Origin of the sequence: Flavihumibacter sp. UBA7668, assembly GCF_002483205.1 — a bacterium.
In the GTDB taxonomy this organism is placed as follows: domain Bacteria; phylum Bacteroidota; class Bacteroidia; order Chitinophagales; family Chitinophagaceae; genus Flavihumibacter.
Genome location: NZ_DLHM01000005.1, coordinates 30,956 through 44,099, shown reverse-complemented (window position 1 = coordinate 44,099; position 13,144 = coordinate 30,956). Strand labels below are relative to the sequence as shown.

General features: G+C 44.0%; 9 protein-coding genes and 1 tRNA gene. 4 read left to right on the top strand and 6 right to left on the bottom strand.

All coding sequences use genetic code 11. The annotated features are described in order from the left end of the window. Window positions 1–7: 7 nt before the first annotated feature. From B2746_RS12265 to B2746_RS12250, 4 genes are all read right to left on the bottom strand, one after another. Window positions 8–1,528 carry a RagB/SusD family nutrient uptake outer membrane protein gene (locus B2746_RS12265; protein ID WP_290794199.1) on the bottom strand — a complete coding sequence of 507 codons (1,521 nt, stop codon included), beginning with the start codon at window positions 1,526–1,528 and terminating at the stop codon, window positions 8–10. Window positions 1,529–1,560: 32 nt separating this feature from the next. Next, the gene (locus B2746_RS12260) at window positions 1,561–4,992 is read right to left on the bottom strand and encodes a TonB-dependent receptor (RefSeq protein ID WP_290794196.1); all 3,432 of its coding nucleotides are present in this window, start codon (window positions 4,990–4,992) and stop codon (window positions 1,561–1,563) included. 145 nt (window positions 4,993–5,137) lie between these two features. After that, entirely contained in the window at window positions 5,138–6,241 is a 1,104-nt protein-coding gene (locus tag B2746_RS12255) for a FecR family protein (protein ID WP_290794193.1), read from the bottom strand. Between the two features lie 90 nt (window positions 6,242–6,331). Continuing rightward, complete coding sequence (locus B2746_RS12250; RefSeq protein WP_290794190.1) at window positions 6,332–6,913, bottom strand: RNA polymerase sigma-70 factor; 582 nt, start codon at window positions 6,911–6,913, stop codon at window positions 6,332–6,334. A 154-nt stretch (window positions 6,914–7,067) separates the two neighbouring features. On the opposite strand from B2746_RS12250, the gene B2746_RS12245 reads away from it, so the two are divergent. Beyond that, window positions 7,068–7,141, top strand: a tRNA-Ile gene (locus B2746_RS12245). Between the two features lie 58 nt (window positions 7,142–7,199). On the opposite strand, the gene B2746_RS12240 is transcribed toward B2746_RS12245, so the two are convergent. Next, complete coding sequence (locus B2746_RS12240; RefSeq protein WP_290794188.1) at window positions 7,200–9,572, bottom strand: family 10 glycosylhydrolase; 2,373 nt, start codon at window positions 9,570–9,572, stop codon at window positions 7,200–7,202. A gap of 140 nt (window positions 9,573–9,712) precedes the next feature. Between B2746_RS12240 and B2746_RS12235 the strand changes: the two genes are divergently transcribed. The 3 genes from B2746_RS12235 to B2746_RS12225 are packed head-to-tail and all read left to right on the top strand — an operon-like array spanning window position 9,713 to window position 11,641. Continuing rightward, window positions 9,713–10,459, top strand: coding sequence for a YoaK family protein (locus B2746_RS12235; RefSeq protein ID WP_290794185.1), 747 nt, complete (start codon window positions 9,713–9,715; stop codon window positions 10,457–10,459). A 22-nt stretch (window positions 10,460–10,481) separates the two neighbouring features. Next, window positions 10,482–11,108, top strand: a complete 627-nt coding sequence (locus B2746_RS12230; protein ID WP_290794182.1) for a class I SAM-dependent DNA methyltransferase — start codon at window positions 10,482–10,484, stop codon at window positions 11,106–11,108. A 5-nt stretch (window positions 11,109–11,113) separates the two neighbouring features. Then, on the top strand, window positions 11,114–11,641 hold the full coding sequence (locus B2746_RS12225) for a GNAT family N-acetyltransferase (RefSeq protein WP_290794180.1): 528 nt from the start codon (window positions 11,114–11,116) through the stop codon (window positions 11,639–11,641). Here the strand turns inward: B2746_RS12225 and B2746_RS12220 are convergent. Beyond that, a complete protein-coding gene (locus tag B2746_RS12220; protein WP_290794178.1) occupies window positions 11,598–13,106 on the bottom strand; it encodes a sulfatase family protein in 1,509 nt (502 codons plus the stop codon). The two genes, B2746_RS12225 and B2746_RS12220, sit on opposite strands and share 44 nt — an antisense overlap. Window positions 13,107–13,144: the final 38 nt, after the last annotated feature.

Below are 13,144 nucleotides of genomic sequence, written 5' to 3'. Positions count from 1 at the left end.
AAACAGATTACCATTCCGGGTTTTGCGTAAGTTTTGGGTTACCATTCAAAGCAGGAGTCGGGATGGGGAAATACCGGTGCTTATTCTGGTAGCCGAGAGGGCCCAATACTTCAATAGCATCACCCCATCGAACCAGATCATAAAAGCGTTCATATTCCATTGCAAACTCAGCCCTTCTTTCCTGCTTGATAATATCCCGCATCGTAGCCTGATCAGTAAATGTTACCGGATCCAATCCGGCTCTTTCACGAACTCTGTTTACCCAGCCGGCAGCATCTGTGCCATTTGAACCACCACCCACTTCATTTGCTGCTTCAGCGGCCATCAGCAACACATCGGCATAACGAATTACACGATGGTTGATCCAGGTATTCTGGGCTTCGTTGTTGGGTGTACCCAAACCTGCTTCCAGGTATCTTTCAAATCTGTTATACACTTTCTTATTCCAATATTTGGCATTACTCAGATTTGGAACTGTAAGTCCATACCCGCCTGTATTAACGCCACCATCTGATTGATTGGAGTAAAGAATGGTAGCGTCCTTTCTTTTATCTCCGGCTTCATAGGAATCAACCAATTCCTGAGTAGGAGTATTCCATCCCCAGCCCAAATCCCAGTTACCTGAACCACGCACACCCTGCGACTGTCCCAAACGGCTCCAGTAAATATTACCATCACCGGATGTTTTGGATGCCTGTATTTCAAACACCGATTCTGAACTAAGCTCACCTTCTTCTTTGAATACTCTCCAATAATCATTTAGCAGACCATAACCCGCTGCCGACTCACTGTTGATCACTTCTTTCAGCAATCCAAGCGCCTGCGCCCATTGCTGGTTATATAAAAGTGCTTTGGCTCGAAGTGCTTTGGCGGCACCCCGCGTTAAACGACCAGCATATTTAGGTTCCCAGGTAACAGGCAGGTATTGTTCTGCGAATGCAAGGTCTTCATCAATAAAACTCCAAACCATGGCTGCAGGTGATTTCTCCACCTCGTTGTCAGTAGGTTTGGTAATGATGAAATCAATGATCGGCACATCGCCAAAAGTCCGCACCATATCAAAATAGGTGTAGGCCCTGAAGAATCGGGCTTCAGCCCTGTTCACCATGGAACGTTCATCGGTGAAATTATTTGCATCAGCTGTATTTAATACGCTGTTACATTGTCCGATCATTACATAGTGTTTATCCCAATACAAACCAGCACCCCAATCATCTTTGGTGTACTGAAAATTATCATAGGTCTGGCGCCAGGCGGAGGCACCTGGATCCGCAATGATTTCTGCATCATCTGAACGGAATCCGTTCATTGCAATCCAGGGAATATTCTGAAGGCCGTCGCCAATAAAAGGCTCACTTGCCGAATTGCGAATTGCACCATACAAACCTTTCGCCTGCCCATCCAATGCACCAGGAATATCCTCAATGGTAGCCTGTAAAGGTTTACGATCCAGGAATTTCTCACAACTCATAACAAAAGGCAGCGTACAAATCACTACCAACGGCACTAATTGTTTACGCATATTCATGATAAATCCTTTAAAAATGAAATAATTAGGAATTAGAAATTTGCTGTCAGTCCGGCACTGATAATTCTTGGCAGCGCACTGGAAGCACCACCATAATCCACACCCCAGAAAGTTGCATCACCAGAAAATTCAGGAGAATAACCAAGGTTGTTCTTCCATGTTTTCAGGTTCTGAATGGAGGTGTACACCCGCAAACTTTTAATTGCTTTAATTTTTTTGGAAAGTCCGTTAAAACTATAGCCAACAGAAATGTTTCTGATACGGAAATAACTTCCATCCTCCACTCCATAAGTTGAAGGAGCCCGATTAATCAGATGAGCAGCGTTCACTATTGGAATGACGTTGGAGCTTCCTGCCTCTGTCCAGCCCTGCATGTAATTGGCCGGATAATTATATACAGAATTTTTCTGTTCGGAAGTACCCCATACCCGATAAATTTCATTTCCATACACACCTGCCAGATCAATGGATGCATCCAGGCCTTTATAACGAAGACTGGTAGTAATGCCATAGGTAAAATCAGGCGTTGGGTTTCCAATATTGGTACGGTCGGCATCTGTAATTACACCATCATTGTTGAGGTCCTTGTACTTCAGATCACCCGGCCGCGCATTACCGCCATTGATGGTATTATCAGGTGAAAGCAGGATATCTCTGTTTGATTGATAAACACCTTCCACCACCAAGCCGTAAAAATAACCCATCGGAAATCCTTCTTCAACCTGGCTGGCAGTTTGTTCACTGCTGGACAATGTCCGAAAATTCGTTTCCAGATCTAATACTTTGTTGCGATAGGTGGTTAGGTTACCGGTTAATGAAACGGTAAAATCATTATTGAAGCGCTGCTCCCAGCCCGCAACAAATTCAAATCCGTTATTCTGAATACTACCACCGTTTCTCAGCGTTGGCAATAATCCGGGATATCTTACTTCAACCAACAATCCTTCTGTTTTCTTATAATAGTAGTTGGCTTCAAAATGCAAACGACGATTGAACATGTCTGCCTCCACACCAATTTCTGAAGAACTTACCGTTTCCCATCTCAATCCCGGATCAACCAGAAACTCTTCCGTAAATACAGGTTCCAGTGTAGTTCCAAAAACTGCGGATGAATTACTGTTAATGGTAGGATAAGCCGGATAAGCACGTTGTGAGTTAAAATTACCCAACACACCGGTTGAACCTTTTAATTTCAGGTAATCAACAACGGTTTGGTTTTCCATGAACTTTTCATTGCTGATTTCCCATGCAGCACCAACCGCCCAGAAGTTCTGCCATTTGTTTTTATATACACGATTAATCTGACTGGATCCATCGCGACGGAAACTGGCATTCAGGTAATATTTGTTCTGGTAGTTATATAACACCCGGGCCAATCCTGATACAGTAGCGTATTCATTTTGATTAGAAAAAGAGGTACGGGTAGACAAATCACCAAAACCTGAGTTGATATACCAGAAACGATCGTCGTTCGGAATGATGTTTGTGCCCAGTTCACTCTGGTTGATATTTGTCTGAAGAAAGGAATAATAATTGTAAAAGGTGGTAAAACCCGCAGTTGCAGAAATGGAATGATCGCCCAGGTCTTTTTTGTAAGAAGCGATATAATCCTGTTGAAAAGAGCGGGTTTCTTCTTTATTGTTACCAACAGCTGTAAGATTGTTTTTGCCGATCACCTGTTCTCCATCAGGGCGTGTTGGATCGTACACATTGTATAATGGTGTGTAGAAACGTTCATCGCGGTTACTGATATTGGCATACCAGGTGCTGCGAAAATTAAGGTCTTTGGTAATATTGATATCAACAAATGCACTACCAACATAACGGTAACGGATATCTCTTCTTTTATTCCATTCATTTTCGAGGGTTGCCAACGGATTGGATTCCGAATTCTGAATAATAGGTGTATTGGAATAAAGTCTAAAAGTTCCTGAATCTTCTGCAGAATACGGGTCTTTGGTAAAGAACTCTCTGGTATCTGATCGAATAATCGGTAATGCTCTTCTGGCATTTTCAAGAGCACCGCTATTATAGGGCAGATTCTCTCTTGATCCTATAAAGTTAACCCCTACTTTAAATGTTTTGCTGATTTTGTATTCATCCGTCAGGTTAATCGTCATTCTTTCATATTTCACATGCTTAACCAGCCCTTCATCAAAAGTATATCCCAATCCCAAATGAAACCGGTTCCTTTCAGAACTACCATTAATGCTCAGGTTATTTGTTGTATATCCGGCTGTTCTTGTAACTGCATCAATCCAGTCTGTGTTACCTGTATAGGCAGACATACCCGGACCGCCGACATCATTCACAAAATTCAGGTATGAATTATTGGTTGGATCGTCCTGAACACGGTTATTGGCCTCAAAGGTTGCCAGTTGACGAAATTGATTGCCGTCTGCCAATTGAATTTTATCAACCAGTTTTTTGAAACCATAAACAGTATTGAAACTGATATTGGTCTGACCTGCTTTTGCTTTTTTAGTAGTAACTAATACTGCACCAGCCGCTCCTCTGATCCCAAATACAGCCAGTGAGGAGGGATCTTTTAAAACTTCAATGCTTTCGATTTCATTGGGGTTTACAAAATCCATGTTATTACTGAAAATTCCATCGATTATATAAACAGGATTCACCGTTCCAATACTAATGGTTCCACGAATCCGAACATCCGGTGTTGAGCCGGGAATCGCATTGTTCACAACGGAAAGTCCGGCTACTTTTGCCTGCAGAGAAGAAAGCGGATTGGTATTGGGCTGATTCGCTACCACTTCGCCTTTAACTTTAGCTACGGAACCTGTCAGGTCTCTTTTGGACGCGGTACCATAACCGATTACCACCACTTCATCCTGTAATTTGGTTGATGGTTGCATTATGATGGAAAGGGTGGTTCTGTCGCCCACGGCAATTTCCTGGTCATCATACCCAATACTGGAAATAATCAGCGTCGCATTCGCCGGAACAGAAATGGCGAAATTTCCATCGGCATCGGCAGAAGTTCCACCGGATGCACCTTTCACTTTTACGGAGGCACCGGGAATTGGCTCCCCGGCCGCATTGGTAACCCGACCGGTTACCCGCTGTTGCTGGAATTCCACCCCCTTGAATTTGATTACTATCAGGTAATTATCCAATACCTCATAAGTAAGATCGGTGTTCTCCAGCAGCCGGTCCACCACTTTCAATACCTCTTCATTATTGGTATTGAGATCAACCTTGCTGTTTTCATTGAACAGCGCAAGATTATACAAAAAACGATAGCTGGATTTGCGTTCGATCGTGGAAAGCGCTTTTTTGATATGTACGCCGTCCAGTTTTAGACTTACCCTAGTTTGGGAAAAAACCCCGGCTGAAACCTGCAGGGCACAAACCAGCATAAACAGAGCAGTCAATTTCATAATTCGGAAAAACTTTAGCAGTAATGGATGGCGCATAGGCGTGCCACCATATGAAGTTTTTTTCATACTTTGAGCAATTAGGGTTACATAAACAGGTTTATCAACAGTCGAGCGTTGATAGCATCATTTGTATCCTGCGGGAAATGTTGGCGCATTTCCCGTTTTATATTCAGGTGGAGTCTGGCGTCATATACAATCGTTTTTTATATGTTTAAGGTGAGATAATGACGGTATCGTTCTTAATGGCGTAATTGAAATTGGCGGTTATTTTCAACCCTTTCAGCGCTGTTTGCAGGGATTCTCCTTTAAAAGAGCCGGTAAGGCGTATATTTTGAATTTCCTGTGAAGTGAAAACGATCTTAATCCCATACCAGCGTTCCAGTTTTGGTGCCAGTTCAGCAAAGGTTTCAGAGTCAAAAATCAGGATGTTTTCCACCCAGGAGGTTTCCACAATCACCTGCTCTTTTTCGTGATAATTTACCTGATCAAGAACAACCTGTGGGGCTGTACGAATGTTTTTAGTGACCTGCGGCTGACTGGGTTTAGCAATCAGACTGTCTGATTCCATGGCTACTACCAGCTTTTCGTTGGGCTTCAAAATTATTTTTTCGCTGGGGCGATTTTTAATCTGCACTTCCACACTACCCCTGATCAAACTGGTCTCCGTTGTTTTATCACCCGGGTAGGATTTTACATTAAAAGCTGTACCCAATACGCGGATATCCACATTACGGGCATGTATTAAAAATGGTCGGGATGAATCTTTCACCACATCGAAATAGGCCTCACCTGTCAGCGATACTTCCCTGAAGCTGGTTCCGAAATCCTTGCCGTAGGTCAGTTTGGAACCCGCATTCAGCCAAACCTGGGTTCCATCCGGCAACATGATTTTGGAACGTGATCCGTTTTTGGTGGAGACCTCACTATTAAGGGCAACTGTTGGCACCGTATTGCTGCGGGAGGACGAGGATTCTTTTACTAAAAAAAACCAGCCGGCCAGTAGAATAAGGGTGGTTGCGGCCATCCACTTTATCCAACCGGAGCGGGGGTGCTTTTCTTCGAAATCTATAACAGCTTCATTTTCATCCGGTTCCATCTCTACTCCGTGGTCCTTCATGCGCTGTAAATGGCGTTCAAATGCCTGATTGGCATCTTCTTTAAGTGGCGACGTATGAAACCATATATCAGAAATCGTTTGCAACGAATAATGCAGTTCCGGGTTGCTACGCAGGATTTCTTCCAGCTCTTCCAGCTCGTGAACGCTGGCTTCACCGGCGAGTTTCTTGGCCACTATTTCCCAAATCCTGTCTTGCATGAAGTATGTGTAAGTATATAAGACAGTAAAAAGGAGTCGGTACCCTGAAAGGAAAAGGAAAAAAAATTCTAATCACCCGTCGGGTGACTTTTATCGTTTTCCCGTAGGGAGGGTTTTTTGGGGATCGAAGCGGATGGCTTCCCCGATTCGCTTGAGGGCGATACTCATCTGAGTTTCAACGGTTTTGATGGAAACTTTCAGCAGTTCGGCTACTTCCCGATACTTGAGTTCATCCTCTTTTACCAGTTTGAAAATCAGCTTACAGCGGGCAGGTAAACTATTAACGGCCAGCTGAATCATCTTTTTCATTTCGGCCGTAATCATCATTCGTTCCGGATCGTATTGAAGGGAATGGATCTCAACGGGTAGTTCGCTGAGGTCGGTGATCATCACCTTATTGTGCCGGGTAATATAATTGATAGCCGTATTCCGGGTAGCTGTGTACAGATATAATTTCAAATTACTGACATGTTCCAGCCGGTTGCGTTTTTCCCAGATGGTGATAAACACATCGGAAACAATTTCTTCAGCCGATTGCTTTGATTTTATAAAGCCATGGGCAAAATGCAACAAGGGTGGGTAAAATGCCAGATAGAGCTCCCTATAGGCCTGCTGGTCGTTCGAACGTGCTATACGTTCCTTCAGATATTGTATTCTGGCGGGAGCAATCATGGTGTGCAGCAGCTGTTAAAAGCAAAATCGAGTTATAAATGTACAATATTGAATCAGTCGCGGAATTTTTTTTTCTGAAGCTGGCAATTCGCCGGGGTTTAACTATTTTTGCGGCCTGCCAAACCATTTTTGGGATGACACCTCGAAAGAGGAAGGGCCCTTAGCTCAGTCGGTTAGAGCATCTGACTCATAATCAGAGGGTCGCTGGTTCGAGCCCGGCAGGGCCCACAAAAAAAGGTTGCTTCAAATGAAGCAACCTTTTCCTTTTATCCATTTTTTATTCGGCTTATTGCTTGATCAGCTTAATCACCAATCGTTCTTTTCCTCGTTGAATTTCTACAAAATAAGCACCCGGACGATAATTACCGCCGAACTGAATGGTGGAATTATCGGCAATACCCGAACGGGATTCAATAACCCTGCCATTGATATCGAGCATTCTTAATTTAACCTGCTGATTACCGGCACCCAACAATCGAAGTGTAAAGACAGTTCTGGATGGATTCGGTAACACCTTCACCCAATTACCTATTGTTGCTGTACGTTCTTCCATTGCAGCGACTGCTGAAGATGCAGCAGCTTGTTCCGCTGCTTTCGGCACCTTCACTTCTGTTGATGCATTGGCCTGGTTACCGGATGCATCCGTAGCAATAACAGTAATTGTATAAATCCTTCCATTACCATTACCCGAACGTTCTGCTCGCAGTTTAACCAGGTTATTGTTGATGATTTCCCAATCAGGCGACGTATTTCCATCTCCTGTTCCATTTACCGGTTCATTGCTGGAAACCGTAACGGAGACTTCAACCGGTCCGCAATTATCGGAAGCTGTATAACTTAATGTTATATCCTGCATTTTATGATTGGGAACCGGCAGCACGGTTTTATCGGTTTGCAAACCCGTAATTTCCGGAAGCGTCTGATCCGCTCTTGTTAACTCGAAACTGCAGGTGTCACTGTTGCCACCAATATCCGTTGCAATGAGTTTAACAGTTGTTGTTCCGGTTCCGCTTAATACAGTGCCGGCCAATGGCTCCTGGCTATAACTGATGTCTTCCTGCACCGGTAAGCTGGCTGTGAAATCAGGCACAGCAACAGAACAGTTGGCATCAAGAATAAGTTGCTGGTCACCCGGACAATTAATCTCAGGAAGTTGCACGCCCGCTGTATTACTGGCCGCACTTTCATTGTGCAATCGATCCAATGCTCTAACAAGATAATACCAGGTTTCGCCCGGCTGAATCGAATGATCTTCATAAGACGCTTCATCCTGGTTGGTAATGGCCAGCAAATTAGCCGCGTCATCTGTATCAATTTCAGGTGAGCCTGAACGGTAGATCGCGAATTGCCGCACTTTATTCAATTCATCCGAAACCGGTGCCGGCTTTTTCCATTTCAATAAATTATGACTCTCTCCAAATTTGATCACTTTCAGCGCTGTAGCAGCAGCCGGCGCAACCGCATCAATCCAGGGCATGGATGGCTGTAAAGCCGGACGACTGTAAAAATCCAGCCGCAGCGAATCACGAAAACCTAATTTGGTGGTACTTCTTAAACTTGCGGTATTGTAGATGGCCTGTCCGGCTATATTTTCCAATGACCTATTCATTCGCACCTGGTTTGGAATCTGTGAAGGATTGGCCCAGTTTACACCTTGTGCTGGATCATTCACTTTATACCCGGCCAGCCCGATATAAATCAGTCTGCCATAGGAATTGTTGTTCCACCAGGGAGTAACCACTCCATAATTTGCACCTGGTTGTCCAATGTACCAATACACCTGAGGTGCCAGATAATCAATCCAGCCTTCCTGTAACCATTTACGGCTGTCGGCATAGAGCTGGGAATAATGCTGTAATCCGGAAGTGGCCGTTCCAATTGCAGGATCCGTACTATTTCTATAAATACCTGATGGTGAAATCCCGAACTCAACCCAGGGTTTCAATTGCTTGATCGTCTGGCTGATTCGACTAACGAGCAGATTCACATTATCTCTCCTCCAATCGCCGCGGTCGGCAATGCCACGTGGATCAGCAGCATAGGTAGCATCATCATTAAAGGCCGCATTCGGATAAAAATAATCATCGAAATGAATCCCATCCACATCATACCGGGTAACAATATCCGTAATGACAGCATTGATATGATCTCTTACTCCGGCAATTCCCGGATTGAGCGTACGTAAAACACCGGTACTGATCAGCCATTCCGGATGTTGTTTGGCAATATGATTCTCAGCAAAATTGGGCAGGTTGGCGCTGTTTCCTACTGCCCGATAAGGATTGATCCAGGCATGTAATTCCATGCCCCGCTTATGACATTCTTCAATGGCAAATGCCAGCGGGTCCCATAATGGATTGGGTGCCCTCCCCTGCAATCCGGTCAGATCACTCGACCAGGGTTCGATCTCACTTGGATACAGCGCATCTGCCTGACTTCTGATCTGCAGGTAAACTGCTGTAATTCCGGTTGCTTTGTGATGATCCAAAATGGTGACTAAGGCTGCTCTCTGCAGCTCGGGTGATTGGTTTCGATTGGGCCAATCGATGCCAAAATAACTGGCGATCCAGGCCCCGCGAAATTCCCGTTTGGGTGTTTGTGCACTGCTGTTTATGTATACGCAGAGCAGGAGAAAACTAACAAGTAGTGTTTTTTTCATATTGCAGCATTTATCTGGTTTATGCAGGAAAATACTGCTTATTGGAAAAATATTTACCAATTTATCGGGATTTAAATCCGCAAAAAGCCGCAATTCTATTTATTTTACCCAAAATAGATTTGAATATTTAATTTTTCACCATGTTTAGACACCGGGGAAAAGCAAGAACCCTCCGCCATAATTTAGCCATCGCCTCCCTGCTTTCCTTTGTAGCAGGAATGGTGAATGTGGTAGGATTTCTTTCCATTCAGCAATTGACTACCAATGTAACAGGTCATTTCGCCTATTTTATGGAGGAGGTGTTGCACTGGAAATTATGGGAAGGACTTGCCTTTTTCCTTTACATCCTTTTCTTTCTGGCCGGGGCTTTTTTTTCCAACCTGTTGGTTGAACTGAAATCTTTAAAGCAGGAAGCAAATGTTTTTGTACTACCGGTATTGATGGAGGCTTTTCTGCTGGTACTTGCTGCATTAACAGGTCCAACCCTTATTTCATCCAATCCGAACCTGCTTGCCTATCTCCTGCTTTTTGCAATGGGCATGCAAAACTCACTCGTAACGTCTATTTCCAACGCAACTGTTCGAACCACTCACTTAACCGGATTATTTACCGATTTAGGCATTGAATTATCGCAACTGTTCTTCTACCGCAAAGAAGAGCAGCGAAAAAAACTGACCGCATCCATCCGGCTGCGATTAACCATTATCAGTTTTTTCTTCCTGGGAGGAATTGCAGGCGGACTGCCATTTAAAAATTTCGGATTACGCATCCTTTTACTGGGAGCGCTGGTTTTAATCGCCGGACTTCTGTATGATACCATTAAAATCCATGTGCTTCTTTATGCCCGAAACAAAAAGCAGGACTATAGGAATAACCGGAAATCCTGAACTTTGGCAAAACCATCCTACTATGTCCAATGTGTCAACCGCCTATAACCAATGGGCAGAACAATACGATACCAATAAAAACCGAACGCGTGATCTGGAAGCGATCAGCTTACGTTCTGCACTAGCTGAATTAAATTTTCAACATTGTCTGGAGATTGGCTGTGGAACCGGTAAAAATACGGAATGGCTGCTGACGAAAACCAGATGCATTACTGCAGTGGATCTATCAGAAGGCATGCTGGCAAAAGCCCGTGAGAAAATCAATAACCAGCGGGTACAATTTATTCAGGCTGATATCACCCAACCCTGGGAATTCATACGTGATCCAGTTGATTTGGCAACCTTTAGTTTAGTGCTGGAACACATAGAAGACCTGGATGCTGTTTTCTCCAAACTTAGTCAGGTGATGGCACCTAAGGGGTATGTATATGTGGGAGAACTACATCCCTTTAAACAATACCTTGGTACGAAAGCCCGCTATGAAACGCAGGAGGGCCTCCAGATCGTTACCTGTTACAATCATCATGTATCTGAATTTTTTCAGGCAGCAAAAAACCACGGCTTTCAATTGATTCATCTGCAGGAATGGTTTGATGATGACCATAAAGATCTGCCCCGTATATTAAGTATGATTTTTCAATACCAATAGCACCCATGCATACCCGAAAAGCAGGCATTCAGGACGCAGCCGCAATAAGCTGTTTTTATGAATCGCTTAATGCATCAACTAAACTATTGTATGCTCCCCATTCAATGCACAGGGATGCTATTATTCAACTGGTGGAAGATCCGGCTTACCTCCTGCTGATTTCTGAAGAAGCAGAAAACATCAGTGGTTATCAGGTATTCTTAAAAGGAACTTTTCCCTGGGAACGCGATCGTTACCAACATTATGGAATCACCTTATTACCATCCGATGCTTCCTATGCACCTGTTCTCTCCGATTCCAGACAGGGGCTGGGCCTGGGCAAAGCATTGCTGCATCAGGCCTTGCCTTACCTGACAGAAGAAGGGATCCAACGCCTGATTTTATGGGGCGGCGTACAATGCAGCAATATCCGCGCTGTAAATTTTTATCTCTCCAACGGTTTTCGCATTAAGGGATATTTTGAATGGGAAGGCTCCAATTATGACATGATCAATACAATCCATGCATCCCGTAATCACCCCGCTTCTCTGTAATGCGTTTTAATGGAATCTGCATGCCACCGGTTTGTTCCAGCCAGTCCCACAATTCATTGCGCAAACGCATAGCCGTTTCCTGATAATCCGGATGACGCCATAAATTCTTTTTCTCTTCAGGGTCTGTTTCCAGATCATACAATTCACTTACATCCCAAACACCGGGATAATAAATGAATTTGTAACGGCCATCGCGCAAACCAAATGTAGTGGGTGTTTGAGGGAAAGAATACTCCCAATAATATTCATAGAAAGCCTTGCTTCTCCAGGCGATTTTCGCCCCTTTCAGCAAGGGTAAAAAAGAAGTTCCCTGCATTTGCGATGGCTTTTCCACTCTTGCAATATCCAAAACAGTTGGTGCAATATCAATGTTCTGAATCACGGCATCGAGAATTTGTCCGCCTTTAATATGTGCAGGTGCATATACCAGCAACGGAACTTTCTGGCTTTCTTCATACATGTTACGTTTGTCTATCAGGCCATGTTCTCCCATGAGGAAACCATTATCGCCCATGTACACCAGGATGGTGTTTTTATCCTGTCCGGTTTCTTTCAGGGTTTGTATAATACGGCCAATACTTTCATCAACGGCCAGTAAAGTTTCACAATAGCGGCGATAGAATTCATCAAACCAAACCCGCCCGTTATACATAAAATCAACGCCATGCCAGCTGTTCCGTTGCGCCCAAACCCAGGAAGGAATGTCTTTTACATTATAGGATGGATCGGATGCCGCGCGATGCGCCAGCGGCAGTTGAGTGGTATCGCCAAAGATTTTGCTACCCTGCTTTGCAGTGAGATTGATGGTGGAAGGATAGGGAATTGGTTTATTCGCATACCTGCCTCTGTGGCGTGGTGCCGGCATAAATTCATCGTGTACCCCTTTATGTGAGATGTAGGTAAAAAAGGGTTGCCCTTTCTTTTGTTTTTTAATCCATTCAATGGCATGATCCGTTAACAGATCCGTTATATACGCACTGTCTTTATACTGTGTTCTGGCACCATTGATATTCAGTCGCGGATTAAAATATACGCCCTGTCCGGTAAAACTTTCCCAGTGATGAAACCCTTTCTGTGGCTGATCGCCCTGGTGCCCCATATGCCATTTACCAAAAAAGCTTGTTTGATACCCAGCCTTTTGAAGGTATTCCGGAAAAAATCGCAGGTTCTTTGGAAGTGGAGAAAAATTATCAACAACGGTATGTGTATGCGCATACTGCCCGGTTAAAATCGAAGCCCTTGACGGAGAGCACAAGGCAGTAGTAACCGTTGCGTTTTTCACCCATACACCCTGTTTTGCCATCAGATCCATATTGGGTGTTTCCAGCCAGGGAATCCTTCCGGTAAAACCCATGGCATCATGCCGGTGATCATCAGTTAAAATAAAAACCACATTCAATTTTTCCTGAGCAGTTGATTGCGTTAAAATAAGACCGGAGAAAATGACTAAAAGCAACTGTTTCATATAGCTTGGTTTGGCGCCAAAAAGATAGGTATTAATTC

Excerpts from the sequence above, each read along its gene's own strand:
- B2746_RS12220 (WP_290794178.1), bottom strand. The coding sequence starts at position 13,106 with ATGAAACAGTTGCTTTTAGTCATTTTCTCCGGTCTTATTTTAACGCAA.
- B2746_RS12260 (WP_290794196.1), bottom strand. The coding sequence starts at position 4,992 with ATGAAAAAAACTTCATATGGTGGCACGCCTATGCGCCATCCATTACTG.
- B2746_RS12240 (WP_290794188.1), bottom strand. The coding sequence starts at position 9,572 with ATGAAAAAAACACTACTTGTTAGTTTTCTCCTGCTCTGCGTATACATA.
- B2746_RS12225 (WP_290794180.1), top strand. The coding sequence starts at position 11,114 with ATGCATACCCGAAAAGCAGGCATTCAGGACGCAGCCGCAATAAGCTGT.
- B2746_RS12230 (WP_290794182.1), top strand. The coding sequence starts at position 10,482 with ATGTCCAATGTGTCAACCGCCTATAACCAATGGGCAGAACAATACGAT.
- B2746_RS12265 (WP_290794199.1), bottom strand. The coding sequence starts at position 1,528 with ATGAATATGCGTAAACAATTAGTGCCGTTGGTAGTGATTTGTACGCTG.
- B2746_RS12235 (WP_290794185.1), top strand. The coding sequence starts at position 9,713 with ATGTTTAGACACCGGGGAAAAGCAAGAACCCTCCGCCATAATTTAGCC.
- B2746_RS12250 (WP_290794190.1), bottom strand. The coding sequence starts at position 6,913 with ATGATTGCTCCCGCCAGAATACAATATCTGAAGGAACGTATAGCACGT.
- B2746_RS12255 (WP_290794193.1), bottom strand. The coding sequence starts at position 6,241 with ATGCAAGACAGGATTTGGGAAATAGTGGCCAAGAAACTCGCCGGTGAA.